Source organism: Bradyrhizobium sp. AZCC 2176 (assembly GCF_036924645.1).
In the GTDB taxonomy this organism is placed as follows: Bacteria; Pseudomonadota; Alphaproteobacteria; order Rhizobiales; family Xanthobacteraceae; genus Bradyrhizobium.
Genome location: NZ_JAZHRX010000001.1, coordinates 908,641 through 934,302 on the forward strand (window position 1 = coordinate 908,641; position 25,662 = coordinate 934,302).

The following is a 25,662-nucleotide window of genomic DNA, read 5'->3' on the forward strand; positions in this document are numbered from 1 at the left end:
TCCTTCTGTTGATGCTTAAGGTCAGGCGGCGTCCGGCGGTGGCTGGCGCTCGGTCTCGTAATCCCCGGCCACGAGCAGTCGCCGCAGCAGCTTGCCGACCGGCGATTTCGGGATAGCGTCGACGAAGACGTAGCGTCGCGGCCGCTTGAAATTGGCGAGCCCCGAGGTGCGGCAGAACTGCTCCAGCTCCACCTCGGATACGAGCTTGTTGCGCTTGACGAAGGCGGCGACGATCTTGCCCCATTTCTCGTCGGCAATGCCGACCACCGCGACCTCGGACACGGCGGGATGCAGCGACAGACAGCTTTCGATCTCGACCGGAGAGACGTTCTCGCCGCCCGTAATGATCATGTCGTCGACACGGCCCGTGACGTAGAGATCGCCATCCGGATCGACAAAGCCGGTATCGCCGGTGAAATACCAGCCCTCGCGCAGCGCCTTGGCATCCGCTTCGGGCCGCCGCCAGTAACCTTCGAACGCCTCATCGCCGGCAAGCAATGCGATGATCTCGCCCTCCTCGCCGACCGCGGCAAGCTCCGCGATCGAGCGCGCGCCGACCCGCACCACCCTGACATGCTGGTTGATGCCAGCCTTGCCCGCTGAGCCTGGTTTCGTCGCGGCATTCTGGTCGATCGTAAAGGTGTAGATCTCCGAGCTGCCATAGTGATTGACGAACAGTTCCGGCCTGAACGCGTCGTTCAGCTTCTTCAACAGTCCATCGGTCATGGACGCGCCGGCGAAGCCGAGTTTGCGTACGCTCGACACGTCGGTCGCGGAAAACGCCTCGTGGTGGACGAGATCGTGGTACAGCGTCGGCACCAGATAGAGGTTGCTGATCTTCTCCCTTTCGATCAGCGCCAGCGCCTGGCGGCTGTCATAGCGCGGCAGGCAGACGAAGGTGCCGCCGATCAGGGACATCGCGAGCAGGGAGCGAACGCCCATGGTGTGGTAGAGCGGCATCACGCCGAGGGTGCGCTCGCAGCGACCATAGAGGTTTTGCGCGACATGGGCGATCGCCGCAGCCCGTTCGGCGCGATGCCGCCGCGGCACGCCCTTCGGCCGCGAGGTCGTGCCCGACGTGTAGAGCATGATCGACCAGGCGTCGGCGCCCACGCGCGGCTCGGCGTCAGGCGCGCTGCCCTCGATCATCTCGGCAAAGCGGATCGCCTCGCCTGCTCCCGGATCGACTCGGACGCGCCGCAATTGGCCGGCGCGCGACGACTCCCTCACGGCCTCCGCGGAGACGTCCTGATAGAAGATGGCGCAGGCCTCGGAATTCTCGATGCAGAAATCCAGCTCGTCGGCCTTGGCGCGCCAGTTGATCGGCGTGATGACGATCCCTGCGAACTGGCAGGCCCAGTGCAGCGTGGCCGCCTCCCAGCGGTTCTGCAACAGGGTGATGACGTGATCTCCCGGCTTCAGGCCGAGTTGGTCGAACGATCCCACCAGCGCCGAGATCTTCTCGAACCATTGCCGATAAGTGAGGCGGAGATCGCCATCAACCAGCGCAATGGCGTTGGGATCGCGCGACGCACTGGCAACGAAGCTGCTGCCGAGATCAAGCATCTGAGGTCTCTTCCGTGGCGGTGGCAAGCTCGGCGGCCGCTTCCAGCGCCGACTGAATGATCGGGGTGTAGCCGGTGCAACGGCACAGATGGCCACTCAGGAGATCGCGGATCCCGTCCTCGGTCGGCGCCGGCTGCCGGCTCAGATAGTGGTCGAGCGACATCAGGATTCCGGCAGTGCAGAAGCCGCACTGGAGCGCATGGTTGCGCCGAAAGGCGCTTTGTAGCGCGCCGAGCCGGTCCGGCGAGGGCGCGAGCCCTTCGACCGTCCTGATATCGCAACCATCGACCTGCACCGCGAGCGTGAGACAGGCGCGCGTGAGCATGCCGTCGACAACGACGGTACAGGCGCCGCAGACGCCGTGCTCGCAGCCGACATGAGTGCCTGTCGCACCGAGCTGATGGCGCAGGAAGTCGGAGAGCAGCATGCGCGGCTCCGCTTCCGCTTCGACCGGCTTGCCGTTCAGCGCGAGCCGAACGGGATGGCGGCCGTTGGCGCCGAGGCGGGTCATTGCAGCACCTCGCCGATCAGATCGCGGCCGATCATCCGCACGAGGTCGCGGCGGTAGCGCGCGGTCGCGTGGACGTCATCGCGTGCATCGAGTTCATAGGCAAATCCGTTCAAGGCGTCATCGAGCGCGCTGCCTTCAAGTCGCGGCCAGTCGCGCGCGGTCGGAACGTCGGCGATGCCGCCCACGGTGAAGCGAATCCCGGCCGGCGTCGCCATCGCCGCGCAGGCGACGATGGCGAAATCGCCGTGCCGTCGCGCAACCTCGCGGAACGCAAAGCGCGCTTTGCGGATGATTGGAAGAGATATGCCTTCGATCAGTTCGTCATCTGCGCGCGCGGTCAGCATCATGCCGGCGAAAAAGTCCTTTGCCGCCACGCGCCGCCGCCGCTTCGCGCTGCGCAGATGCACCTCGCCGCCGAGCGCGACCAACGCGAGCGGCATCTCGGCGCTGGGATCGGCATGCGCGAGCGAGCCGCAGATCGTGCCGCGACTGCGGGTCTGCGCGTGCCCGACCCATGGCAGCGCGAGCGCCACGAGTGGCAGGGCCTCGGCGAGAGCAGGCCAAGCCAGCAGCTCGGCCTGGCGCACCGCGGCGCCGACGACGACGGCGCCCGCCTTCTGCTCGATATGACGGAGCTCCTTCAGGCGCATGATGTCGATCAGCAGCTTTGGCTTGGCGAGACGCATGTTGAGCATCGCCATCAGCGACTGGCCGCCGGCGAGCACGCGCGCATTGCCGCCTTCCTGCGCGAGCCCCTCGAGGACTTCGCCGGCGGTTTCGGCGCGGACATAGTCGAACGCGGCAGGCTTCATCGGCGCCCTCCGAAGAGGCCCGCAAGCCTTGCAAGCAATGCGAAGAGCGAGAAGCCGCCCGCGGCCCCGCCACCGCCGGCCTTGCGGGCGAGCGCCATGAAGAACTGCGCGATGATCACCCGCGTAGCGCCGTCCAGCAGACGGCCACCGATGCTCGCGACCTTTCCGCCGATGGCAGCGTCATAGCTATAGGTCAGCCGCGTGCCGCCCCTGCCGTCGCCCTCGAGCGTGATGCGTCCCTCGGCACTGCCGAAACCGAGCGCGCCGTCGGCACGTCCGCGCAGCGTGACTGCGCGCGGCGGGTCGAGATCGAACAGATCGACGTCGGCGCGATAGCGCCCGGTGACAGGGCCGATGCCGAGCGTCACGTCGGCGCGGAAGTGTGTCTCGGAAATCTGGTCGACGTGCTGGCAACCCGGAATGACGGATTGCAGCGTTGCTGGATCGAGCAGCATGGTCCAGACCTGCTCCGGCGCTCCCTTCACGGCGGCTTGCCCCGCACCGCGAAGCCGCCGGTCTCCTTCCCGGGCCGGCGCGGCGATCGAGCGGCCCGCTGGAGGCGGTGGTTCGGCGCCGCGCACGAGGTCCGCGAGCCGTGCCGGCACCAGCGGCAGCGTGACATCGGCGAGCCCAAGCGCATCCGCCACCGCATTGGCGATGCAGACCGGCGTCGACATGCAATTGCCTTCGCCGACGCCCTTCGCTCCGAGCGGTGTGAAGGGCGACGGCGTCTCCATGTGGATTATCTGCGGCTCCGGCACCTCGGTAGTGGTCGGCAGCAGATAGTCGGCCAGCGTTCCCGTCAGGAAGCTTCCATCATCGCCGTAGGCATATTCCTCGTAGAGCGCAGCGCCCAAGGCCTGCGCGAAGCCGCCGTGGATCTGCCCGTTCACCATGCCGGGATGCAGGATCGTGCCGCAATCATGCATGGTCACGTAGCGATCGACGCGTGTTTCAAGGGTGGTGCGATCGATCTCCACGCCGCAGAAATCGAAGATGAAGCCGTGGCAGAGCGAGGAGTTGATGCGATCCTCATCGTCAGGCGGCGTCAGTTCCGTGGGCGTCCAGAACACGGTCTCGCGAATGGTCTGACCGGCGTCGTCCGGAAGGGAGCCCGGCGACCAATGGCCGAGCGCGGCCACGCGTGAGAATGCAATCCGGTTTTCCGGATTATGCCGGGACGCGACGAACCCTTTGGCGAATACGATATCCGCCGGTTCGACATTCAACTGGCTGGCGGCGATGCGGGCGAGACGGTCGGCCACGCGTTGGGCCGCCAGCTTGGCGGTGCCGGCTACCGCTGCGGCGAAACGGCTGGCATAATTGCCGGACGCGATTGACCAGGCGTCCTTGGCGGTGTCGATCTCGGTATTGACCCGGACATCTTTCGGCTCGAGGCCGAAGACGTCGGCGACGACCTGCGAGAGCACGGTGCGATGGCCCTGCCCCTGCGGCACGGAGGCCACGTGAACCGTGACGCTGCCGACGGGATCTAGGCCGACGGTCGCGGTGGCCTGCGCGCCGTTCTTCGACCCTGCCTTGCGGCGCTCGGCCGCCGACAGCACGGTCGTGATATAGCCCATGTTGGACACACTGGGCTCGACAACCGCGGCAAGACCGATGCCATACAGACGCCCCTGCGCACGCGCCTGCTCGCGGCGCGCCTTGAGTTCGGCAAGCTTGCCCTCCTCGGCCGCTCTCATGACCGCTTCCCGGTAATTGCCGGAATCCAGCAACGCGCCGGTCGCGGTGCGATAGGGAAAGGCATTCGCATCGATGAGATTGCGCCTGATGATTTCGAGCGGGTCGAGGCGGAGGCCGATGGCGATGCGTTGCACCAGCCGCTCCAGCGCAAAGTAGACCTGCGGTCCGCCAAAGCCGCGATTGAGGCCGGTTGGCGTCTTGTTGGTGACGACGACACGATTGCGGATCCTGACGTGGCGGATGTCGTACGCGCCCGTCATGTTGCCGTGCATGCGGTAGAGGGTTGCCGGCTCGGGTGCACGCAAATGCGCGCCGCAATCCTCGACCTGGTTCCAATCGAGCGCGAGAATTTTGCCATCTGCGGCAACGGCCGCCGACAAGGTCGTGGCCCGGTTGGTCGCGGATACGGATGCGGCGAGGTGCTCGAGCCGGTCCTCGATCCACTTGACCGGTCGGCCTGCGACGCGAGCTGCTGCTGCGATCAGCACGATGTACGAAAAGACCCCCTGCTTGACGCCGAAACTGCCGCCGGAGTCCGGAGGCGTGCGCAGCCGCAACCTATTACCCGGCACCTTGAGGGCGCGCGCAATCACGGTATGGATGCTGAACGGACCCTGGAAATTGGCCAGGATCTCGAAGGCATCCTCCGCAGCATCATGCGAGGCGATGACGCCGTAGGTCTCGATCGGCGTACAGGAGTTGCGGGGATATCTGATATCGATCGAGAAACGGTGCGGCGCGTTCGCAAAGGCATGCTCGGGATTTCCGTAGCGGAACGTGCGATCGCTTGCGAGATTTTCCGGAAAGCCGTCGTGCAGGAGGGGAGCCTCCGGCGCAAGTGCGCCGAGCGGATCGACGACGGCGGCTCGTGGGCGATACTCTACGGCAATCAGCTCGGCTGCGTCTTCGGCTCGGGCGCGGTCCGTCGCCACGACCACCGCCACCGGCTCGCCGACATAGCGTACGCGATTGACCGCGATCGGCCAGCACTCGACGGGCGCTTTCACTCCCACGACAAGACTCGATGTGACGGCCTTGACCTGCTCGCCCGTGAGGACTGCCGCAACTCCCGGCAGCAGCTTTGCCGCTTCGGTATCGATTGCAAGGATATCGGCATGGGCATGCGGCGAACGCAGGATCGCCGCGTGAAGCGTGCCCGGTTGAACGCCGAGATCATCGATGAAGCGGCCGCGACCGCTCAGCAGCGCGGCATCCTCGACGCGTTCGATCGAGCGGCCGACCCAAGGCCGGCCTTCCATGTCGACAGATGCGGATCGAGCCGCAGCATGCGCCATTTCCGACATTCCTCCCGATCGCGCGCTCTGCGACGCCATGTGGAGCAGATGTAAGAACGCCGGCCCGCCGGGCCATACCGTCAGCTCTCACCACTTACCAAATCGTCTCATTTGCAAGTCCGCGGCAATAGTCAGTTGGCAAGGCGCGAGACGTTGCGAAACTCGCGCGGACTCACGCCGGTGTGATCGCGGAAGAAGCGCGTGAAATGCGCCGGCTCCGGAAAGCCGAAGCGCTCGCTGAGTGCGCCGAAGGGCACATCCTGATGCATCACCGCATCGAGTACCCGCTCCATGCGTACCACATTCAGATAGATCTTTGGCGACACACCGAGCGAAGCCTCGAACAGGCGAAAGAACTGCGCACGCGACAAGCCCGCGTCCTTCGCGAATTGATCGACGCTGGCGCACGAACCGTCCCGGGTTCGCATCGCTTCCGTGACGCGCCTGATCCGCCAGTCGCAGCTCTTCGCATTCATGCCGCGGATCGAATTCGGAAAACGGCGCCAGGACGTGAAGCGCTCGATTACCGCGATCATGAGCTCCGAGAGGGCTTGTTCATGGACACGGGTGCAGTCCGGATGCTCCACCAACTCGGCGGCCAGCCGGAGCGTGAGCTGACGAATCCGCGGCGAGATTTCACCCGAACGCTGCTCGAAAAAGCCGGGCGCGCCGCTGGCCGCCCAGCCGGGACGAAACTCCCTTAGCCAATGCGGTTCGACGTAGAGCGCGAGAATGAGAGTCCGCGGTCGCGCCGGGTCGTGCACGTAGGCATGCGGCGTCCAGGCATCGACCAGCACAGCGTTGGTATCCGTGAGCGGATATGCCCTGTCGCCCACCAGGAATTGCGTGTCGGCGCCTTCAACCTTGAGGAGGACGTGGCACTGCGGGTGCGCGTGACGCACCAGCGAGCGGTCCATGTCCAGGAGCGCAACCCGACCAAAGGCGCCGTGAGCAATGCGCAGAGCTGTCGACATACTGTCCTCCTCTTCACAAGCTGCTTCATTTCAGCGCAAGGCGGGCACCTCACGAGGATCGTATCGCGTGCCGCGACGCCAGCGCACGCTCACGCAATTGCGTCAGCGTGGCAGCCGGAGCAATGGCTTCTGCATCGATCTTCAGTTCCAGGAGGGCTGGCTTTCGCCGCTCGTCTGCAAAGGCCCTTGCCCGGGCAAAGGCCGCAGCAAAGCTGTCGGTTTCCAGGACCTGTTCGCCATAGCCGCCAAAGGAGCGGGCCAGCGCCACGAAATCCGGATTATCGAGCGCGGTCGCGTGAACGCGCCCCGGATATTCCTTCTCCTGGTGCATGCGGATCGATCCGTACATGCCGTTGTTGACGACAATGACAATCACGCCGAGGCCATGTCGCGACGCGGTCGCAAGCTCATTGGCGCTCATCAGAAAGCAGCCATCTCCGGCAAAGCAGACCGCGGTGCGGTCAGGGTGGACCAGTTTGGCCGTGATCGCCGCAGGGAGGCCATAGCCCATAGCTCCTGATGTGGGCGCAAGCTGCGTCCTGAAACCGCCATATCGGTGAAACTTGTGGACCCAGATCGCGTAGTTGCCCGCCCCGTTCGAGATGATCGCATCTTCCGGCAGGGCATCGCGCAAGAACAGCATCACCTTGCCGAGATCAACCGGACCCGGCATGGATCCCGGCGGCACCTGATCGGCGATGAATTCCTCGCGCGCGGCTGCGAGCCACTCGCTCCGTCGCGTTTCCGTCTCGGGTCTGTATCTTTGCGAGGGCCGTAATCCAGCCAGCGCGGCGGTAATCTCGGGCATGCCGGCGTTGATCGAAAGATCGGCCTGATAGACGCGGCCAAGCTCGTTCGGATCGGCATGGACATGCACGAAGCATTGAGCCGGGCGAGGAATTTCAAACAAGGTATAACCTAACGTCGTAGTCTCACCCAGGCGCCCACCCATGGCGATGATCAGGTCGGCGCCGCGAATGCGTTCGATCAGCTTTGTGCTTGGACCAAGGCCGGCGTGGCCGACATAATGCGAATGCCGGTTGTCAAGAATGTCCTGACGACGGAAGCCGGCGACAACCGGCAGGCTGAAGGTCTCGACGAAGCTCTTGAGGTCCGCGCAGGCTCGGGCATTCCAACCGCCGCCACCTACGATGACGAGGGGCCGCTCGGCGCCATCGATCATCTCGACCAAACGGGACAGCTGAGCGGGACCGGGATGGGCGGCAGCCCGCACGTAGCGACCGGCATTCGCGACCGGGGCTCGCTCTGTAAGCATGTCCTCCGGCAGCGAGACCACGACCGGCCCCGGGCGCCCGGACACCGCAACATGGAAGGCACGGCTGACCAGTTCAGGGATGCGCTCGGCGCGATCGATTTCGACGACCCATTTGGCCATGCCACCGAACATCCGGCGGAAGTCGACTTCCTGCCATGCCTCGCGTCCCAGCATGTTGCGGGCAACCTGGCCGATGAACAGGATCATCGGCGTGGAATCCTGAGACGCCGTGTGAACGCCGATTGCGGCGTGGCTTGCGCCCGGCCCTCGCGTGACAAAGCAGATTCCGGGATGCCCGGTCAGCTTACCATACGCCTCGGCCATGTGCGCGGCGCCCGCCTCATGCCGGGTCACGATGGTCCGGATCGCATCGCCCGCCCCGGCGAGCGCATCGATCGCGGCCAGAAAACTTTCCCCGGGCAGGCAGAATACCGTATCCACGCCGTGAATCTTCAGCGTATCGACGAGAATCTCGCCGCCACTGCGCTGGTTTGAAGTCATCAAGATCGGCAACTCTTCGGCTCAAAATACATGGCAGGTCGAACGGATTGGTCCTGGTGGCCATCTTTTTGTTTGAGCATGACCTTTCCGGAAAACCGGTACCCACTTTTCCGGATCATGCTCTAAGCGCCCCTCGAAGAACACGAGAGATCGCGGCCTCGGGACTGTTCTGCAGGGCCGAAGCGAGATCGACGCGCTCCTCACCCTTGACATGAATGCGCTTGAAATCGAGTTCCGGCGCGTCGACCGGCACGGTCGCATCGAGTCCCATCTTGGCGCTGATGCCATCCTTTGTGGTCGGATCGAGCTTGGACCCGAGCGCGCCCGAAACGACCAGAAGATCGCGATCGGCTTGGAAGCGCGTCGCTACCGCCCATTCGATTTCCTCGGAATCGCCGATATTGACGTCCTTGTCGACGACGACAACCTGCTTGATGTCATAGTGGGCGCCGAAGGCACACATGATGATGTTTTTCGGCTCGCCGTCGGACGTCTTGTCGATCTTGACTGCAAGATGGTAGCGGCAGGTGCCGCCGCGCGGGAGACGTACGTCGAGTACGTTCGGGAAGCTGCGCCGCAGATGCTGCAGCAGCGTCGCCTCGCGCGGCACGGCACCGAGAACGAGGTGCTCGTAGCCCCCGCCGACAATGGTGTGGTAGATCGGCCGGGCGCGGTGAGTGACGGCGTCCACTTCGATCACCTCGCGGTTTGCCCGCGGGCCATAGTATTGGGGAAACTCACCAAACGGCCCTTCCGGCTCGCGCACGCGCGGGAGAATTCGCCCTTCGATCACAATCTCCGCCTGGGCAGGCACGCGGACGGAATTGGTCTTGCACTTCACGACATCGACGGACTGACCTAGGAGCGCGCCGGCAATCCCCATCTCGTCCTCATCGAGCGCAGCAATCGCCTGCGACGCCAGCAGCAGTGCCGGATGGACCCCAATGACGATTGCGATCTCAAGCGCTTCGCCTGCCTCCTCGGCCATGCGGAAATAAGAGAGCGTATGCCTGGGCAACAACAGAACGCCGATCCGGTTCGGACCGCTGATCTGACACCGATGGATCGATACGTTCTGGATGCCGTTGCGCGGATTGCGAGCGATCAGCAGGCCTGCCGTGATATAGGGTCCGCTGTCGCGCTCGTTGTGCTTCGGGATTGGTAGCTGCCTGAGAAGGTCCACCTCGTTGTGGACGATTTCCTGAACCGGGCCGCTGCTCACTTCGCGGCTCGGCAGAGGATCGCGCGCCGCAGCAAGGAAGCGCCCCAGCAACTGATCGGCGCCGACACCAATGGATTCGGCGACCCAGTCCCGCGCTGCGAACAGATTGGCGACCACGGGGATGTCGTGCCCGCCGGGCTTTGGAAACAGCACCGCGCGGTCGCGCTCCAGCCGCTTCGAAATGGCGGCAAGCTCATCGGCGAGTTCCACGCCCTCGCGGGCGACAGCAAGCTTGCCGCGCTCGGCAAGGTGGGCGAGCCAGGAGCGCAAGTCCTTCGGCGCGTCCGCCGCAGCGGTTCTAGCCAGGTTATCGGTCTGCATGATGCGATCTTTCCGTGGTCTTCTGCAGGCGTTCAGGGAGCAATTTTTCGTGGCGAACGACGCTTGAGCGCCTCGTCCTCACCCCAGCGGCGCACGACGCCGATGTCGACATCGAACAGGTCGAGCACGCGCCCGACGGTGTGTTCGACCAAGTCCTCCAGACTGTCGGGCTTGGCGTAGAACGCCGGCACGGGAGGCGCGATGATCGCCCCGATTTCAGAAAGCGCGGTCATGGTGCGCAGGTGACCCGTATGCAGCGGTGTTTCGCGCACCATCAACACGAGTCGGCGCTTCTCCTTGAGGACGACATCGGCAGCTCGCGTCAGCAGCGTCGTGGTGACGCCGGAGGCGATTTCCGACATTGACCGCATCGAACAGGGAGCGACGATCATGCCCGCTGTGCGAAAAGAACCGCTGGAGATCGAGGCAGCCATATCGTCAATGGCATGGTTGAAATGGGCGAGCGCCCTCACCTCGGAGATCTTCAAGTCGGTCTCGTAGGCAAAAGTCTGCTCGGCCGTCCTCGACATCACTAGGTGCGTCTCGATGCCGGCATTTCGAAGCAACTGCAGCAGCCGCACACCGTAAGCCACGCCCGAGGCCCCGGAGATACCGATAATCAACCGCGTGGGTGCGCGATCCTGCATCGCCTTCACTCCCTGTTTCGCGATGCCCGCGACGCCAGGCGTTTGCAGCGCGAGATGATTGCTATTGCCTGAACCGCGTGGCGCTCCGGCCCCGGACCACCCGCGTCCGGTCGTTTGAAGGAAGCGTAAAGGCAAGCTAATATCAGCACAAATAATGATTGATGATATACTCGATCATTCGGAGTGATGAGACGGCCGATGCGGAGCCGGCCCGTCGCCCGACAGGGGGAGACGTCGATGGAATTCAGGCAGATCCAATATTTCCTTTGTCTGGCGGAAGAAAAAAGTGTCACCCGCGCGGCGCGCCAGCTCAATATCGTACAGCCGGCGCTCAGCATGCAGATCGCCAAGCTCGAGGCCGAGCTTGGTCAAAAGCTGTTCGAGCGCAGCAGCCATGGAATGACACTGACGGTCGCAGGCGAAGCGTTCTGCCGGCTCGTTTCGCCGATCGCTCGCGATGTCGAATATGCCAAACAGGAAATGGCGCGGCTAAACGGCCGCATTTCCGGCCGGGTATCGGCCGGACTGATCACCTCGGTGGCACAAAGCACCATGGCGAGTTCGTCCGCAACCGTGGCACATCTCTATCCGGAGATCACGCTCTCGGTCTGCGAGGGCTACACCGAGACATTGACCGACTGGGTGAATTCCGGGCTGCTCGACTTTGCGCTGATCAACGTGCCGCGTCGGCGCGTTTCACTCGCGGCGCATCATGTCATGGACGAGGAAATGGTATTCGTCTGTCGAAAGGATGCGCCGACCAAGCCGCCGGCGAACCTGCGGTTCGGGCATCTGGCCGAGTTCGACCTGGTCATGCCGTCGAAGCGGCACGGCTTGCGCATGATCCTGGAGGAGCACGCTGCCGCGGCGGGCATCGAATTGCGGCCGCGGCTCGAACTCGACACCCTGCCCGCTCTCTGCGATGTGGTTGCCACCACGAACCTTGTGTCGGTACTACCGACGATCGCGCTGCAGCAATCGCTGGCAGATGGCAGGGTCAAGGCGCATCGCTTTGCCGAGCCGCGGATCGTCCGGTCGATCGCCTGGGTTCATCATCCGCGCCGAATGGTGTCCGCGGCTGCGCGGGCAGTACTCGATATCATTCGTCACGACCTGGTCGAGGCCGCGACATCGGCGAGCAACTACATCCAGCCGGTTTCGGAAACGACTGCACGGCACCGGAGCCCACGGCGCGCCAAGTCACGGTCGGTGCGTTCCTGATATCACTGGAAGCTATCGCATTCATCATCGGTAATTATTTGCGGAGATGACACGCCGCACTCTATGAGAGAGCCCTGCACAACGGGGACAGTTCTCATGACAGGCGATCTTCGCATCTCCTCGCCGCGCGCGCGCAGCTGGGGCGCCGGCAGCGGAACGAACCCTGAGGATCGCCTGCGGCAACGCCTGCCAGCGCTTGACGATATTGAGCGCTGCGCCCGCCGCCGTATCCCGCGCTTTGCCTTCGACTTCCTCGAAGGCGGCACGGGAGGCGATCTGAACACGCGGCACAATCGAGAAGCGCTCGATGTCGTGGAACTGGTGCCGCGCTACGGCAGTCCGGCTGCCGTGCAGACGGAGGTTGACCTGTTCGGCGTCCGTTGCGCCGCGCCGATCGGCATTTCTCCCGTCGGGGTCGACGGCATCATCTGGCCCGGCGCCACGCGGATTCTCGCGAGCGCCGCCGGCAAGGCACGAATTCCTTATATCGCCGGCACGCTGGCCACCGCTGCGATCGAAGAGGTCGCCGAGCTTGCCGGCCCCTATGCCTGGTTCCAACTCTATGGATTGCCCGCCAACGACCACGCCGTCACCTTCGATCTGATCAAGCGGGCGGATGCTGCCGGCGTGCGGGTGCTGGCCGCAACACTGGATGCACCGGTCCGCTCCAAACGGCCGCGCGACCTGCGCAACGGTTTGGTGGTCCCGTTCCGGCCCACGCCAAAGACGATCCTGGATGTCGCGCTGTCGCCGTCGTGGCTGCTCGCGCTCGCTACCGCGGGGACCCCGGCCTTTCGCAACATGGAGCGCTATGTTGAACAGCCGGCGACGCTGGCGAACACGGCCGGCTTTGTGCAGACCCAGATCAAGGGCACGTTTTCGTGGGAAGTGCTGAAACGGATGCGGGATGCCTGGCCGGGGGCGCTGGTCGTGAAGGGTGTCATGCATCCCGACGATGCCGAGATGGCCATTGCAGCGGGAGTGGACGGCATCCTGGTTTCCAATCACGGCGGCCGGCAATTCGATGCAGCGCCTGCCGCGATCGATGTCCTGCCCGCGATTGTTGCATCCGTTGGCAGCAGAGCCACTATCCTGTTCGACAGCGGCATCCGCTCAGGCCTCGATGTTGCACGCGCCATCGCGCTCGGCGCCCGCGGCACATTTGCCGGCCGCGCTTTCCTTCTCGGCCTCGGTGCGCTCGGCGAGCGAGGCGCCTCCTATGTGGCCGGACTGTTGAAGGAAGAGCTGGAAACCGCAATGGGGCAATTGGGCGCGCATTCTCTCGAAGCATTAGCGCAACTGACATGTCGCCATCGGGGCGCTTTCGATTTTGCCTGAGTGCGCGACACGTCGCCGGCGAACGGTTGGCGTCTTAGATCGAGCCTATTCGCCGCAGAACCGCAATCGACAGCCTGGCCAGCTCACCCGACTACGCTTTTTGAGACACTTTGGTAAGTCGCGAGACTCGACGGGATCGAGGCGCGTCCGTTACTTGCTCAGAATTGGACCTCAAGTGCACCCAAGTGCGCCAGGAGGAGACGTTCGGGTACGCGTCGTGTGCCACATGGACAGGGCTGTCCGGGTGGTCACGGTCCGCCAGCCCCTCACCCATTGAGGACGCCAATGCTATCTCGCTCTACTGCCATTGCGCTTTGCACATTGTCAGCTCTCTTCATGCACGGTGCTTCGGCAACCGCAGACAATTATCCCTCCCGCCAGATTACGTTGGTGGTGCCTTTTCCGGCTGGGGGCGCAAGTGACGCCATCACGCGTATCCTTGCCGACAAGTTGGGAGAGTCTCTCCGCAGCACCATTGTGGTCGAAAACAAGGGAGGCGCCGGCGGCAACATCGGCACTCACAGCGTGGCGAGGGCTGCTCCGGATGGTTACACGCTGCTGCTGAGCTCTTCAGGTCCGCTCGCGGTCAACAAGACATTGACGGCAGATCTTCCCTATGATCCGGAGACTGCCTTCGAGCCGATCTCGTTGATCTCGACGATGCCCAATGTTCTGGTCGTCAATCCGAACAAGATTCCCGCATCCAACGTGCAAGAATTCATCGATTTTGCGAAGGCGAGCCCAGAGCAGATATCATTTTCGTCGATCGGCAATGGAAGCTCGCAACATCTTGCTGGCGTGCTGTTCGAGCGCCGGACAGGAACGCGTTTGATTCATGTCCCCTACCGTGGGGCCGGCCAACTTACCGTCGATCTTGTTTCGGGCGACGTGCCGGCCAGCTTTCAGCTCATACCCAACATTGCAAGCCAGTTGCAGGCTGGTCAGATAAAGCCACTCGCGGTGACGAGCAAGCAACGCAGCAAGGTCCTTCCGAATGTCCCCACGATGGCGGAAGCGGGAATTTCGGATCTGGAATCCTTTGCATGGTTCGGCCTGCTCGTTCCGAAGGGAACGCCAAAGCCAATTGTCGATCGACTGCATGGCGAGGTGGTCAAGATCATGTCCGATCCGGCGGTGCAGAAACGGATGATCGATATCGGAGCCGATCCGGTCTACACAAGCCAGGCCGAATTCAAGGCTCTGATCTCGTCGGAAGTGATCAAATGGCGCAATCTCATCAAGGAAGCCGGCATTTCCAGCAACTGACGACAATGGCCCTGCCCGAATCTGCTGCTCGTCGGCGCAGGCTGACAGATCATGGCTACAAGATGACTAGCTGGATGGCCGCCTCAATTGTCCCGTCGAATCTGCAAGACCGCCGAGGTAATGCGCGGCTTCCGTGATGTCGGCGACGATCTCGCTTCCCGCGCGATCAGCGTCACCCGCCATGATCGCCTTCAGCGCGGCAGTGTGGTGATCCCATCCTTTCAAGAGCACGACATATTCGGGAATCACGAAGGACAGCACCGGTCCGCAGCGCAGCCACATGTTCTCGATGGTCTCGACCAGCAGCGGGATCCCCGACATCGCGTAAATCCCGAAATGAAATTTCCGATGATGCTCGAGATAGCTTTCGAGCTTTCGCGCCTTGATCAGCGACTGCATTGTCGCCAGCCGCTCCTCAAGACGGCGAAGCGCGGCAGCATCATGTCGATGCACGGCGGCTTCGCGCGCCGCACGTCCTTCGAGCGCGCAGCGCACCACCGTAAGATCTGCCAGTTCCTTGCGTGTCAGGTTTGGCACGATCGCCGAATTGCGCGGTCCCTGCTGCAGTACGCCCTGCGCCACCAGACGGGTGAGCGCGTCGCGTACAGGCGTGATCGACGTCCCAAAACTTTCGGCCAGCGCGCGCAAGGTCAGGACCGTGCCGGGCTCGAACCGCCCGGCCAACAACGCATCGCGCAACTGCGCGTGCGCGAGATCCCACAGCGGCTCGCGTTCGATTCGCTTCAATGACGTTGTCATCGGACGCTCGCTATCGCAGCGCGCAACATGGCGCAAATCCCTCGCAAGGCGGCCTATTGACCACCAGATGTTGTTTATTATAACAAACAACAAAACGGGAGGAAACAAGAATGCTCAAATCACCAGCGATTATTCTGGCGTGGGCGCTGGCCGCGTTTCAGGCCACCGCTGCCCAGGCCCAGACCGCCTATCCGGCGCGAGACATCACCTTGATCGTGCCCTGGAATGCCGGCGGCTCGAACGACGTCGCAGCACGGGCGCTGGATCCGATCCTGCGAGAGCACGGCATCAAGATCGTGATCGAGAACGTGGTCGGCGCCACCGGCACGATCGGCATGCGCCGGGTGGCGAGCGCCGCCCCCGACGGCTACACCATCGGCATGGGCACCAGTTCGACGCTGGCGCTGATCGCGCAGGGCAAGACGCCGCTCACCAATGCGCAGTTCACCCACATCGCCCGCGTCTCCACCGATCCGCTGATCCTGCTGGTGCCGACGAAGGCCGAGCAGAAATCGCTCGACGATTTCATCAAGCTCATGAAGGCCAATCCCGACAAAGTCACGATCGGCACGCCCGGCAACTACAATCTCAACCACATCTTCGCGTCGATGACCGCGCGCGCCGCAGGCGTCAACTATGTCAACGTGCCCTACACCGGCGGATCGAAGGTGGTCGCCGACCTGCTCGGCGGGCACGTCGCTTCCGGCGTGCTCAAGCCGTCGGAAACGCTCGGGCAGATTCAGGAAGGCCTGCTCAAGCCGATCGGTGTCTTCGCCAACGAACGGCTGGAGATGTTTCCGGATGTGCCGACCTTCAAGGACAAGGGATACGACGTGTTCCCCTACGGCCCGGTCGTCCAGATGGCCTATGTGGTCGCGCCGGCCAACCTGCCCGCCGATGTCAGAACCAAGCTGATCACTGCGTTTCGCGCAGCGATCCAGGATCCGCGCTTCAAGGAATTTTCCAAAAAGAACGCGTTCCTCGTCGACGACCTGACCGGCGATGCCCTGACCAAGGAAGTGGACAGCGTCGCCGCCGCGCTCGGCACGGTGGCAGCGCAGGTCTTCCCGAAGGACCAGAAAGAATAAGCGGCGGCATCGCCGCTCTCCCTGTTCCCCGCATTCCAGACAAAGGCCACGCGCTTGCCCATCAAGAAAATCACCTGTCACGTCGTTGCGGCCCCGGTGCAGCGGCCCTTCACCTCCTCGCGCGGCTGGCTCTACAAGACCCGCGGCACTTGCCTGGTCGAGATCGAGACCGATGACGGCATCGTCGGCTGGGGCGAATGCTACGGCCCTTCCGCCGTCGCCAAGGCCTTCATCGACACCCAACTAGCGCCGCGCGTGATCGGCCGTGATCCGTTCGACGTCGAAGTGATCTGGGAAGACCTCTATAACCGGATCAAGGATTACGGCCCGAAGGGCATGTCGATCGCCGCCATCAGCGGCATCGACATCGCGCTGTGGGACATCGTCGGCAAGGCCTGCAACAAGCCGGTTCACAAACTGATCGGCGGCGCGTTCCGCACCGAAGTCGATGCCTATGCCACCGGACTCTACTTCACCGACATGAACCGGCTGGTCGACGAGGCCGTCGAGGAAGCATCGGGTTACGTCAGGAAAGGCTTCAAGGCGATCAAGATGAAGATCGGCCTCGGCGCGATCAAGCGCGATTTCGATCGCGTCAAGGCGGTGCGCGAGGCCATCGGCCCCGACGTCAAGCTAATGGTCGACGCCAATCATTGCCTCACCGTTCCCGCCGCGATCCGGCTTGGCCGCAGACTGGAGGAACTGGATATCGAGTGGTTCGAGGAGCCGATCTCGCCGGAGGACATCGACGGTTATGTCGAGGTATCGCGGGCGCTCGACATGGCCGTGGCGGGCGGCGAGAATGAATTCACCCGCTGGGGTTTTCGCGACGCCATCGTGCGCAAGGCGATGGACATCGTGCAACCGGACGTCTGCGCGGCGGGCGGCATCACCGAATGCAAGAAGATCGCGGCGCTTGCCTCGACGCATGGCGTGGAATGCGTGCCGCATGCGTGGGGCTCCGCGGTCGGTATCGCCGCCACCATCCACTTCCTGGCGTCGATACCGAACCAGCCGCCAAGCCTGTTTCCAATGCCGCCGATGCTGGAATTCGAGCAGGAGGAAAATCCGTTCCGCGATCATCTGGCCGTCGTGCCGATCAACCAGGTCAAGGGCACGATTGCGGTTCCGACCGGCGCCGGCCTCGGCATCGAGATCGATCGCGGCGTGATCGACCGCTACCGCGTCGCCTGAAGTGGTTACCGCATTATGAAATTTGTCAGCTTCAGCGCGCAGGGTTTTGTTCGCGCAGGCGTGCTGCTCGGCGATGGCGCCGACGCGAGCGACCAGGTCGTCGATCTCGCGCATCCGTCGATGCGCGAGGCGCTGCGAGGCACCGCGCCGCAGATGCTGGCCTTGATCGAGGCTGGCCTCGCGGGCGCCGTGGTACGCATCGGCGCCCACGGTTTGGCAGAGGACGCAAGACTTCCAGTCACCTCGGTCACGCTGACGGCACCGCTGCCCGAGCCGCGACGTATCTTCGGCATTGCGCATAACTACCGCGATGCACTGGTCGAGCGCGGCATGGCGCCGCCGGACAAGCCGGTGCTGTTCATGAAAGCGCCGCGAACGATTACCGGACCCGGACAGTTGGTCGTGCTGCCGGCAGGAATCGGCGGCGTCACCTATGAAGCCGAACTTGCCGCCGTGATCGGCTCCCGCGCCGAAAACGTCGGCAAGGACCGGGCACTCGATCACGTCGTTGGCTATGGCTGCTTTAACGACATCAGCGCCAGCGAGATCATCAAGGCAGACAGCCATTTCGACCGCGGCAAGAATTTTGCCACGTTCGGGCCGTTCGGCCCGTATCTCGCATCACGCGACGAAGTGAAGGACCCTCACGCGCTTTCGGTGTCGCTGAAGGTCGACGGCCGCATGCTGCAGTCCGGGTCGACGCGGGACATGCTGTTCGACGTAGCCGATCTCGTCTCCTATCTGTCCAGCTTGCAGGCGCTCGAGCCCGGCGACATCATCGCCACCGGTACACCGGCCGGCGTGGCCGCCCTGCACAAGCCGCCGGCGTGGCTCAAACCAGGCTCGACTGTCGAAGTTGAGGTCGAAGGCCTCGGACGCCTGCACAATCCGATTATCGAGGGACCTGCGCCAGATGCCTGACAAACCGATCGTCCTGCTGACCAATGCGATACATCCCGATGGCGAAGCGATCCTCGCACCGCATGTCAGCCTGATCGTCCCGCCCGACGCACGGCCGGAAACTTTGCGCGAATGGGCCAGGGATGCCGACGGCATCATCGTGCGCGCCAAGCTGCCCGACGATATTATTGGACATGCGCCGCGCCTGAAAGGGATCGTCCGGCACGGCGTCGGTCTCGACTTCATCCCGGTCGCCGCCGCCACCGCGCGCGGCATCGCGGTGGCCAATTTGCCGGGAAGCAACACCAACGCGGTGGCCGAATATGTGATGTCGGCCTTGATGCATCTGCGCCGGCCGCTGCAGCGGGTGGACGGATGCCTGCGCAGCGAAGGCTGGGCGGCTTCGCGCGCGGCCGCGGACGGCCTAACCGAATTGAGCGGGTCAGCGCTCGGCATCCTCGGCGTCGGCACGATCGGCCGCCGCATCGCAAATATCGCCCGCGACGGCTTCGGGATGACGGTCCTCGGCACCTCGCGCCGCAAGGGATCGCTGCCTGCCGCCATCCAGGAAGTCTCGCTCGAAGACCTGTTCGCACGCAGCGACGCAATCGCGGTCTGCTGCGCGCTGACCGACGAGACCCGCGGCCTGGTCAGCCGCGATCTTATCGCCCGGATGCGGCCGTCCGCCGTGCTGGTGAATGTCTCGCGCGGCGCCGTGATCGAGACCCCCGCCCTCGTCGATGCGCTGCGATCGGAGAAGATCCGCGGTGCGGCGCTCGACGTGTTCGACGTGCAGCCCTTGCCGTCGAACGATGTTCTGTTCGATTGTCCGAACCTGCTGCTGACGCCCCACACCGCGGGGATCACCGCCACCAGCGGCCACGCGATGGCCGTCGGCTCGGCCGAGGAAATGCTTCGTATCCTGCGCGGCGAAGCGCCGCTCAATCTCGTTAATCCCGCCTACAAGGCGGCATGAGGTCCAACATGCGCATTACATCGATCAAGGCGGTTCCGATCTCCTATCGCGTACCGGAAGGCCAGAACGTCCGACTGGGCATCGGCCGCGCGGTCAAGCGCGACGCTGTGCTGGTGAAGGTCTCCACGGATGAAGGCCTGACCGGATGGGGCGAGGCCCATCATGGCCGCTGCCCCGGCGCGATCGCCAAACTGATCGACACCACGATCTCCGAACTCGTCATCGGTATGGATGCGATGAACGTCGTCGGTGTCTGGCAGCGCGTCTACCAGATGCAGCTGGCGAGCCACGGCATGGGTTATGCCGCAGCGATGGCCTTGAGCGGCCTCGATCTCGCGCTGTGGGATATCAGGGCCAAGACGGCCGGCTGGCCGCTGTACCAGTTGCTCGGCGGCGCCTCAAAACCGATCAAGGCCTATGCCGGCGGCATCTCGCTCGGCTACCAGCCGCCGGCCTCGCTGGCGCAGGAGGCACTCGGCTACGTCGCCAACGGCTACAAGGCGATAAAACTGCGCGTCGGCGACAATCCGCGCGACGATGTAGCCCGCGCCACCGCGGTGCGCGAAGCGGTCGGCGACGTCATCGAGATCCTGGTCGACGCCAACACCGGCTACACCGTCGACGACGTGCGCCGGGTGATGCCGGCCTATGATGAGCTCGGGATCGGCTGGCTCGAGGAGCCGTTCCCGGCGCAGGATTATCGTTCCTACCAGACCGGCGCATCGCTCGGCACCACACCGATCGCGGCCGGCGAAAACCATTACACCCGCTTCGAGTTCACCCGCCTGATCGAGGAAGGCGCCGTCAGTTTTGTGCAGCCGGATCTGTCGAAGACCGGCGGCGTCACCGAAACCATGCGGATTGCAGCGATGGCTTCGGCTTGGAAGCTGTCGTTCAATCCGCACACCTCGGCGACCGGCATCAACATGGCCGCGACCATCAACGTGCTCGCGGCCGTCGATCTCCCCGGATACTTCGAAGGCGATGTCGCCAGACACAACCCGTTCCGCGACGAGGTCGGTGGCGCCCCCTACACGCTTGACGCCGACGGATGCGTCAAGCCGTCGGAAATGCCCGGGCTTGGCGTCGAGATCGATGAAGCCTTCATCAACGCCCATCCGCTGATCGAGGGACCTTGCTATGTCTGAAACGCAGCGGGCTGAAGTCACGTCGAGCGCACGCCGTCTTGTTCACTTCGCCTGCCGCGCTCTCCTCGCTCTTGTGGTCGGCACCACCGCCGCATCGGCGCAGACCGCCTCAACACCTGTCGACCCGGACAACTACCCGAGCCGGACCATCCGCTACGTCGTTCCCTACCCGCCCGGCGGATTCAATGACACGCTGGCGCGGATTGCATCGCAAAAGCTCGCCGAAGCCTGGGGCGTTCCCGTCGTGGTCGAGAACCGGCCGGGTGGCGGCACGCTGATTGGCACCGAATCCGTCGCCAAGGCCGCGCCTGACGGTTACACCCTGCTCGGCGTGGCTTTCCCCTTCGGCACCAATCCCAGCATCTACAAGAATCTGCCCTACGATACGGTGAAGGATTTCACGCCGCTGATCTTTGCGGGTCAGACGCAAAATCTTCTCGTCATCAGACCCTCGATGCCGATCAACTCCATCACGGAGCTGATCGACTACGCCAGGAAGAATCCCGGCAAGATCAGCTATGGTTCCGCCGGCGTCGGCTCGTCCAACCATCTCTCGATGGAGCTGTTCAAGAGCATGGCCGGGATCGACATCGTGCACGTACCCTACAAGGGGAGCGCGCCGATGGTAAACGACCTGCTCGGCGGGCACATCGATACCGCCTTCGACAATACCCCCAACGTATTGCCCCAGGTCAATGCCGAAAAATTGCGCGCGCTTGGCGTCAGCAGCAAGACGCGCGCGGCGCTCGCCGGAAATGTACCGACGGTGTCGGAGGCAGGTGTTCCCGGATACGAGGTTACCGTGTGGTTCGGCATCGTAGGGCCGGCAGGCATGCGGTCGGAGATCGTGCGCAAACTGAACGCCGAGCTGAATGCGATCTTCGCGATGGACGATGTGAAGCGCAGGTTTGCCGAACAAGGCGTCGAGCCCGTCGGAGGAATGCCGGCTCGATTCACGGATCATATTCGCGCGGAAATTCAGAAGTGGGCCAAGGTTGTCAAGGAAGCCAACATTCAGCCGGAGTGAGTTCTCGTTGCAGCGCTCGATGGCTGCGTCGACATCACAAATTCTCCCCAAAAATGGGCCATTCAAGATTCAACGAGTAAAGTAATTAGCGCTGCATTCCCCAGCGTTGCACCGTGCGTTGCTCGATGGCGCGGAAGATCATCATCGGGAAAGACAGCCGCAAGGCCGACGCGGTGCTCGCTCCAACTAAAATATCGAAAACAACCCCATGCAAAGTAGGATTGTGGTCGTCGGCATGGATGCTTTGGGCGATTCCCTCAAAACCTTTTGACACGTCGGGCAAATCAGGGGCACTACTCGATCATCGCGCCATTTGTAGAACCGCCCCTGGCCCTGCCCGACAAAGGGTTGTTCGGCGCGATTGCAGGCAAAATCCGGACAATTGAAGTTGCACCGGCTCGCGCGCGGTCGATCACTCAATTCACCTCGCCGAAATCGTTGAGAACCAGCTCTTGTCGTAAGTGGCTATGATCCGTCACGACAAGTGCTCACCAAGTAGATGCTGAGCTCGTTTGTCTTGATCAGATCATAGGGATCGTCCACCCCTTGTTCGCGCAGCCATTTGATTTGTAGGTCGTAGGCCTGGCGCTCAAGCGCGGCGAGACAAGGCAACTCTATCTTGTTGAACCGCTGCACATGATGCACCAGTTCATGCAACAGGGCGCTCTTCTGCCGCAGATCATTGGGTCGCCACTCCTGAGGCAGGTAAATTGAGGCCTCGTTGCGATTATAGAGCGCTTGCAACTCCAGCCCGCTATTTTCCGGCGAGCCATGTCGCATTGCCATTTCCGCCGGTGTCACGAAGTGGATCGGCGGATGATCGGGAGCCGACAAACCGGTCTGGGCAACGATCCATGCGATGTAGATTGCGATCAGACTATTCAAGGGAACGACCTCCTGCAGCAAGACCGCAGTCCCCGCGCGGTGCAATGCCGCGGATGAATCAGGACCATCGGTCAGTTCGAATGATGAAGCGCAACGGCTTGCACCATCGCGCAAGCTGCGTTGTGCTTCGCTAATCGTACAACGAGGATATTGCCTGAGAGGCCGTGGTCTCATTCTCGGAAGCGCGCGGCCAGATCGTCCCGGCGACGATGTGAATGATTAAAAATGCCACGGCCACGGCCACGAGCCAGCCCATCCCGTTTCGGGCAGAAGGCTGAGCAGGCAACCTCGGTTGAGCCGGCCTGCTGCTGACGAGCATTTCCCGAGTTTCGGAATCCTGGTTCGATTGGCGCAGAGCGGATTGCTCGGAAGACGCGATCAAGTGTTCGTATTGACGCAGGATTCGACCCGCCTGAAGGCGCCGTGAGCTGTGCAGCGCCGAAGTGATAAAAGCGAAGAAGCTTCGCCTTTCCTTTTCGACGTGAAACGAAGCGAGAGGCGGCAGTACGGCCGAAGGGCGCGAAGTGTTTTTCATTATCAGGACACCACGGTAGATTGATGATTTGATGCGTTGTCAGCACAATATCTGGAACCAATGGCCTCGACGGCTGACCGCGCGATGGCGGCAGTTGCAGGGGCATAAGCTCCCAGGACAGTGCACGATGTCAGGCAATAGATCGCAGCAGCCGCATCATCGGAATCGCTGATGCCGCGGAACCGATTATGGCCGCTTCAGCGTGATCGGTTGCCAGAAAAAGCGGCACGCTTCAGCATGCGCTTCCAGCACGTCGATGCCGACATCGCGCAGAAAATCAGATCTGTCCCTGATATCCGCGCGCAGCTTTGACCGGAAGCGGGCGCGCTCCCACCATGTCAAAGGCAGCCCCAAGATGTCGGCGACCACGATCTCGGTGCCGTCAGGCTGCGGCGGACATTGCTCCAAACGTGTCACTGAATAATTCGAGATTGTCATCGGGTCACCACGCCGTTGTTGCGGGAGCTTTCAACGGAAGCCGACTGAGCGCGGTGGCCATCGGCGAGGGAAGCGCCGGATTTCTGGCCGAATTCTGCATGCAGGATCATCATGACCAGGATGGAACCGTAGAAGCCGACCGCGCCAAAGGTCCATCGCCGCGCAATGGCATGGTCGGCATGACGAAGTTTATTTCTGTAAATTTGCAAGAAAACCTCCTGAGGCAGTTGGTCCGCGATGATTTTTTTGAAACGAAGGCGCTTAAATATTCACCGCTCAATATCGATTGCCGCTCCGGGTGTGAGTATTAAGAAGAAAGGCAACGCCCGCGTTCCGAAGGCGCTAGATCGTGCGATCAACCGCCACTGGAGATACGAACGTCATGTCGTGAAAATTTTCCACCGGAAGATCTTTGATCTCTCGGTGTATCTCGGCGACGTCAATGCTCGCGCTTTTGGTGGAGCGTACGTCCGCCGCAGCCATCGGCGCGGAAAAGAAGGTGAGCTTCACGCCGACCCCGACCAGGATAAGTGTGGCGACCGCGACAACAGGATGTGCGCGCATGACGGTTCCTTCGGTTGCACGTGCCCAGAATTGGCGATGCTTGATGTTATGCAATCGACCGCAGCCGCCGCATCATCGGAACCAATGAGGCTGGTACTGCTGTTGCTGTGCGTCTTCCGGTCGTACTGTTCGGGCCCGCCGGCCACGCAAACCACCTCCAGGTCAACCGTTTCGCTGGCCGTGCCGCCCGACAGTGTGGATGATGGCGATGTGGTCTTCGCAGGCGAAGGGGCCAGCCCAGACCGCAATTGCGCCGGTCCCGTCGCCCATAGGGCGCGGTGCCGATTTAGAGACAGGCCGCCTCAGGAATAATGAACAGCCTGCTGTGGGGCCCGAACCTGAGGCGTCGAGTTCTGCAACAGGCGCAGGAGATCGGCCTGCCGGGTCGTGTCGGTCTTGGAGAAGATGTGCTGCAGGTGGGTGCGCGCGGTCGGCTCGCTGATGCCGAGCATGTCGGCTGCCTCCTTGGCGCCCAACCCCTGGGTAAGCGCCAGCAGCACGCGGAGTTCGCCGCCGGTCAGCCTGTAAAGCCTGGCAAAAGCCTCACCCGGCATCAGCGGCGCCTCAGCAGGATCCTTTGTGAACACCGCTACCGATGCTGCAAACGGCGCGATAATGCCGCTGCGCTGACCGCGATCGACCGGAAGGAGGGTTGCGACATAGCCGGCGCCATCGATATCCGGGATCGCAAGGGAATGCTCGCTTGTATCCAAGTCGATATCGTCGCGCGACGCCTTGTCAATGGCCTTCGACAATGCAGCGCGTGTGGCGGGATCGGTGGGAGAAATCCGGTTGTTCACGATGCGAATGGAGTTGCCGGTTTTGACCTGCCTCTCGGCAGCGGCATTCATATAGACGACGCGGCCATCGCGTGACGTGAGGAAAACACCTGTGACGAGTGCATCAAGCGTCTTTTCCAACATCTCCGACCTCAGCGCCCTGATATCGAGCGCATCCGAGATGGCGAGGGCACGGCAGACGTGCGGGGAAAGAAGCTTGAGCAGGCCGATCTCGAGCTGTTGGTAATGCGGCGCCTTCCCGCTCCGTGAGGCATGCATGGAGGCCATGCGACCGCCAGTCCGCAACGCCGGGAACCAGATTATGTCCAGTAGTCCGAACGGCTCTAGCACTTCTCGAGCGAAACGGCTTCCCAACAGTTCGAGGCGCATCATAGAGAGAGCACTAACGTCGCCGATCTTCGAGACGATATCCGCCGCTGCCATTGGACTTTGTGCATATTGGCTTCCCAGCTTTTCAAGGAATTCCGGCTGGTATCCGAACACGAATAACTGATCATTTTGCACGTGCCGCATGTCGTGAACGCATATTCCGCCCGCTGTGCTCTCGCACAGGTCGGCAATCTTCCGGCAAGTGTCTGGCCACTGATGTGGATCGAGCGCGCAGTCGTAGATCGCGCCGATCGTATCGGATAGCTCCTGGGCGGAGACACCGTCCAAACCGATCACGTAGAGCCCTCCCTGGCAGCACCACTCG

General features: G+C 62.9%; 25 protein-coding genes. 10 read left to right on the forward strand and 15 right to left on the reverse strand.

Features of this window, described 5'->3' with window-relative positions; all coding sequences use genetic code 11:
• Nucleotides 1–21 precede the first annotated feature (21 nt).
• From V1288_RS04100 to V1288_RS04135, 8 genes are all read right to left on the reverse strand, one after another.
• The gene (locus V1288_RS04100; protein WP_334355852.1) at nucleotides 22–1,566 is read right to left on the reverse strand and encodes an AMP-binding protein; all 1,545 of its coding nucleotides are present in this window, start codon (nucleotides 1,564–1,566) and stop codon (nucleotides 22–24) included.
• Entirely contained in the window at nucleotides 1,559–2,077 is a 519-nt protein-coding gene (locus tag V1288_RS04105; RefSeq protein ID WP_334355853.1) for a (2Fe-2S)-binding protein, read from the reverse strand. Before V1288_RS04105 ends, V1288_RS04100 begins: the two co-directional genes overlap by 8 nt.
• Nucleotides 2,074–2,889: an FAD binding domain-containing protein gene (locus V1288_RS04110; protein WP_334355854.1), complete on the reverse strand. Its 816-nt coding sequence runs from the start codon at nucleotides 2,887–2,889 to the stop codon at nucleotides 2,074–2,076. The genes V1288_RS04105 and V1288_RS04110 overlap by 4 nt, the downstream gene beginning before the upstream one ends.
• Nucleotides 2,886–5,888, reverse strand: coding sequence for a xanthine dehydrogenase family protein molybdopterin-binding subunit (locus V1288_RS04115; RefSeq protein ID WP_334355855.1), 3,003 nt, complete (start codon nucleotides 5,886–5,888; stop codon nucleotides 2,886–2,888). The genes V1288_RS04110 and V1288_RS04115 overlap by 4 nt, the downstream gene beginning before the upstream one ends.
• 131 nt (nucleotides 5,889–6,019) lie before the next feature.
• Nucleotides 6,020–6,862 carry an AraC family transcriptional regulator gene (locus V1288_RS04120; protein WP_334355856.1) on the reverse strand — a complete coding sequence of 281 codons (843 nt, stop codon included), beginning with the start codon at nucleotides 6,860–6,862 and terminating at the stop codon, nucleotides 6,020–6,022.
• 49 nt (nucleotides 6,863–6,911) lie between these two features.
• Complete coding sequence (locus V1288_RS04125; RefSeq protein ID WP_334355857.1) at nucleotides 6,912–8,639, reverse strand: thiamine pyrophosphate-binding protein; 1,728 nt, start codon at nucleotides 8,637–8,639, stop codon at nucleotides 6,912–6,914.
• A gap of 115 nt (nucleotides 8,640–8,754) precedes the next feature.
• Nucleotides 8,755–10,182, reverse strand: a complete 1,428-nt coding sequence (locus tag V1288_RS04130) for a UbiD family decarboxylase (protein WP_334355858.1) — start codon at nucleotides 10,180–10,182, stop codon at nucleotides 8,755–8,757.
• A gap of 32 nt (nucleotides 10,183–10,214) precedes the next feature.
• Complete coding sequence (locus V1288_RS04135; RefSeq protein ID WP_334355859.1) at nucleotides 10,215–10,829, reverse strand: UbiX family flavin prenyltransferase; 615 nt, start codon at nucleotides 10,827–10,829, stop codon at nucleotides 10,215–10,217.
• A 237-nt stretch (nucleotides 10,830–11,066) separates the two neighbouring features.
• On the opposite strand from V1288_RS04135, the gene V1288_RS04140 reads away from it, so the two are divergent.
• The 3 genes from V1288_RS04140 (at nucleotide 11,067) to V1288_RS04150 (ending at nucleotide 14,654) form a co-directional block, all read left to right on the forward strand.
• Nucleotides 11,067–12,050 carry a LysR family transcriptional regulator gene (locus V1288_RS04140; RefSeq protein ID WP_334355860.1) on the forward strand — a complete coding sequence of 328 codons (984 nt, stop codon included), beginning with the start codon at nucleotides 11,067–11,069 and terminating at the stop codon, nucleotides 12,048–12,050.
• Between the two features lie 96 nt (nucleotides 12,051–12,146).
• A complete protein-coding gene (locus tag V1288_RS04145; protein WP_334355861.1) occupies nucleotides 12,147–13,388 on the forward strand; it encodes an alpha-hydroxy acid oxidase in 1,242 nt (413 codons plus the stop codon).
• A 273-nt stretch (nucleotides 13,389–13,661) separates the two neighbouring features.
• Nucleotides 13,662–14,654, forward strand: coding sequence for a Bug family tripartite tricarboxylate transporter substrate binding protein (locus V1288_RS04150; protein WP_334355862.1), 993 nt, complete (start codon nucleotides 13,662–13,664; stop codon nucleotides 14,652–14,654).
• 66 nt (nucleotides 14,655–14,720) lie between these two features.
• Here the strand turns inward: V1288_RS04150 and V1288_RS04155 are convergent, their stop codons facing one another.
• Entirely contained in the window at nucleotides 14,721–15,413 is a 693-nt protein-coding gene (locus V1288_RS04155) for a GntR family transcriptional regulator (RefSeq protein WP_334355863.1), read from the reverse strand.
• A gap of 110 nt (nucleotides 15,414–15,523) precedes the next feature.
• Between V1288_RS04155 and V1288_RS04160 the strand changes: the two genes are divergently transcribed.
• From V1288_RS04160 to V1288_RS04185, 6 genes are read left to right on the forward strand one after another with little or no spacing between them, the layout of a single operon-like run.
• Nucleotides 15,524–16,501 (forward strand): Bug family tripartite tricarboxylate transporter substrate binding protein, encoded by a 978-nt coding sequence (locus tag V1288_RS04160; protein ID WP_334355864.1) that lies wholly within the window; start codon nucleotides 15,524–15,526, stop codon nucleotides 16,499–16,501.
• A 54-nt stretch (nucleotides 16,502–16,555) separates the two neighbouring features.
• Complete coding sequence (locus V1288_RS04165) at nucleotides 16,556–17,695, forward strand: mandelate racemase/muconate lactonizing enzyme family protein (RefSeq protein WP_334355865.1); 1,140 nt, start codon at nucleotides 16,556–16,558, stop codon at nucleotides 17,693–17,695.
• Between the two features lie 15 nt (nucleotides 17,696–17,710).
• Nucleotides 17,711–18,616 (forward strand): fumarylacetoacetate hydrolase family protein, encoded by a 906-nt coding sequence (locus V1288_RS04170; protein ID WP_334355866.1) that lies wholly within the window; start codon nucleotides 17,711–17,713, stop codon nucleotides 18,614–18,616.
• Nucleotides 18,609–19,571 (forward strand): NAD(P)-dependent oxidoreductase, encoded by a 963-nt coding sequence (locus V1288_RS04175; RefSeq protein ID WP_334355867.1) that lies wholly within the window; start codon nucleotides 18,609–18,611, stop codon nucleotides 19,569–19,571. Before V1288_RS04170 ends, V1288_RS04175 begins: the two co-directional genes overlap by 8 nt.
• An 8-nt stretch (nucleotides 19,572–19,579) precedes the next feature.
• A complete protein-coding gene (locus tag V1288_RS04180; RefSeq protein WP_334355868.1) occupies nucleotides 19,580–20,719 on the forward strand; it encodes a mandelate racemase/muconate lactonizing enzyme family protein in 1,140 nt (379 codons plus the stop codon).
• Entirely contained in the window at nucleotides 20,712–21,746 is a 1,035-nt protein-coding gene (locus tag V1288_RS04185; protein WP_334355869.1) for a Bug family tripartite tricarboxylate transporter substrate binding protein, read from the forward strand. Before V1288_RS04180 ends, V1288_RS04185 begins: the two co-directional genes overlap by 8 nt.
• 85 nt (nucleotides 21,747–21,831) lie before the next feature.
• Here V1288_RS04185 and V1288_RS04190 read toward each other — a convergent pair whose 3' ends face one another.
• The 4 genes from V1288_RS04190 to V1288_RS04205 form a co-directional block, all read right to left on the reverse strand.
• Complete coding sequence (locus V1288_RS04190) at nucleotides 21,832–22,020, reverse strand: hypothetical protein (protein WP_334355870.1); 189 nt, start codon at nucleotides 22,018–22,020, stop codon at nucleotides 21,832–21,834.
• A 191-nt stretch (nucleotides 22,021–22,211) separates the two neighbouring features.
• On the reverse strand, nucleotides 22,212–22,631 hold the full coding sequence (locus tag V1288_RS04195) for a DUF6647 family protein (RefSeq protein ID WP_334355871.1): 420 nt from the start codon (nucleotides 22,629–22,631) through the stop codon (nucleotides 22,212–22,214).
• Nucleotides 22,632–22,761: 130 nt separating this feature from the next.
• The gene (locus V1288_RS04200; protein WP_334355872.1) at nucleotides 22,762–23,166 is read right to left on the reverse strand and encodes a hypothetical protein; all 405 of its coding nucleotides are present in this window, start codon (nucleotides 23,164–23,166) and stop codon (nucleotides 22,762–22,764) included.
• 186 nt (nucleotides 23,167–23,352) lie between these two features.
• On the reverse strand, nucleotides 23,353–23,604 hold the full coding sequence (locus tag V1288_RS04205) for a hypothetical protein (RefSeq protein WP_334355873.1): 252 nt from the start codon (nucleotides 23,602–23,604) through the stop codon (nucleotides 23,353–23,355).
• 53 nt (nucleotides 23,605–23,657) lie between these two features.
• On the opposite strand from V1288_RS04205, the gene V1288_RS04210 reads away from it, so the two are divergent.
• The gene (locus tag V1288_RS04210) at nucleotides 23,658–23,915 is read left to right on the forward strand and encodes a hypothetical protein (protein ID WP_334355874.1); all 258 of its coding nucleotides are present in this window, start codon (nucleotides 23,658–23,660) and stop codon (nucleotides 23,913–23,915) included.
• Between the two features lie 31 nt (nucleotides 23,916–23,946).
• Here V1288_RS04210 and V1288_RS04215 read toward each other — a convergent pair whose 3' ends face one another.
• Entirely contained in the window at nucleotides 23,947–24,168 is a 222-nt protein-coding gene (locus V1288_RS04215; RefSeq protein WP_334355875.1) for a hypothetical protein, read from the reverse strand.
• A 302-nt stretch (nucleotides 24,169–24,470) separates the two neighbouring features.
• Complete coding sequence (locus tag V1288_RS04220) at nucleotides 24,471–25,634, reverse strand: helix-turn-helix transcriptional regulator (RefSeq protein WP_334355876.1); 1,164 nt, start codon at nucleotides 25,632–25,634, stop codon at nucleotides 24,471–24,473.
• Between the last annotated feature and the right edge of the window lie 28 nt (nucleotides 25,635–25,662).

Coding starts and splice junctions, on each gene's coding strand:
- V1288_RS04180 (WP_334355868.1), top strand. CDS start 19,580: ATGCGCATTACATCGATCAAGGCGGTTCCGATCTCCTATCGCGTACCG.
- V1288_RS04175 (WP_334355867.1), top strand. CDS start 18,609: ATGCCTGACAAACCGATCGTCCTGCTGACCAATGCGATACATCCCGAT.
- V1288_RS04125 (WP_334355857.1), bottom strand. CDS start 8,639: ATGACTTCAAACCAGCGCAGTGGCGGCGAGATTCTCGTCGATACGCTG.
- V1288_RS04110 (WP_334355854.1), bottom strand. CDS start 2,889: ATGAAGCCTGCCGCGTTCGACTATGTCCGCGCCGAAACCGCCGGCGAA.
- V1288_RS04215 (WP_334355875.1), bottom strand. CDS start 24,168: ATGCGCGCACATCCTGTTGTCGCGGTCGCCACACTTATCCTGGTCGGG.
- V1288_RS04155 (WP_334355863.1), bottom strand. CDS start 15,413: ATGACAACGTCATTGAAGCGAATCGAACGCGAGCCGCTGTGGGATCTC.
- V1288_RS04100 (WP_334355852.1), bottom strand. CDS start 1,566: ATGCTTGATCTCGGCAGCAGCTTCGTTGCCAGTGCGTCGCGCGATCCC.
- V1288_RS04185 (WP_334355869.1), top strand. CDS start 20,712: ATGTCTGAAACGCAGCGGGCTGAAGTCACGTCGAGCGCACGCCGTCTT.
- V1288_RS04130 (WP_334355858.1), bottom strand. CDS start 10,182: ATGCAGACCGATAACCTGGCTAGAACCGCTGCGGCGGACGCGCCGAAG.
- V1288_RS04205 (WP_334355873.1), bottom strand. CDS start 23,604: ATGACAATCTCGAATTATTCAGTGACACGTTTGGAGCAATGTCCGCCG.
- V1288_RS04200 (WP_334355872.1), bottom strand. CDS start 23,166: ATGAAAAACACTTCGCGCCCTTCGGCCGTACTGCCGCCTCTCGCTTCG.
- V1288_RS04145 (WP_334355861.1), top strand. CDS start 12,147: ATGACAGGCGATCTTCGCATCTCCTCGCCGCGCGCGCGCAGCTGGGGC.
- V1288_RS04170 (WP_334355866.1), top strand. CDS start 17,711: ATGAAATTTGTCAGCTTCAGCGCGCAGGGTTTTGTTCGCGCAGGCGTG.
- V1288_RS04120 (WP_334355856.1), bottom strand. CDS start 6,862: ATGTCGACAGCTCTGCGCATTGCTCACGGCGCCTTTGGTCGGGTTGCG.
- V1288_RS04115 (WP_334355855.1), bottom strand. CDS start 5,888: ATGGCGCATGCTGCGGCTCGATCCGCATCTGTCGACATGGAAGGCCGG.
- V1288_RS04105 (WP_334355853.1), bottom strand. CDS start 2,077: ATGACCCGCCTCGGCGCCAACGGCCGCCATCCCGTTCGGCTCGCGCTG.
- V1288_RS04135 (WP_334355859.1), bottom strand. CDS start 10,829: ATGCAGGATCGCGCACCCACGCGGTTGATTATCGGTATCTCCGGGGCC.
- V1288_RS04140 (WP_334355860.1), top strand. CDS start 11,067: ATGGAATTCAGGCAGATCCAATATTTCCTTTGTCTGGCGGAAGAAAAA.
- V1288_RS04160 (WP_334355864.1), top strand. CDS start 15,524: ATGCTCAAATCACCAGCGATTATTCTGGCGTGGGCGCTGGCCGCGTTT.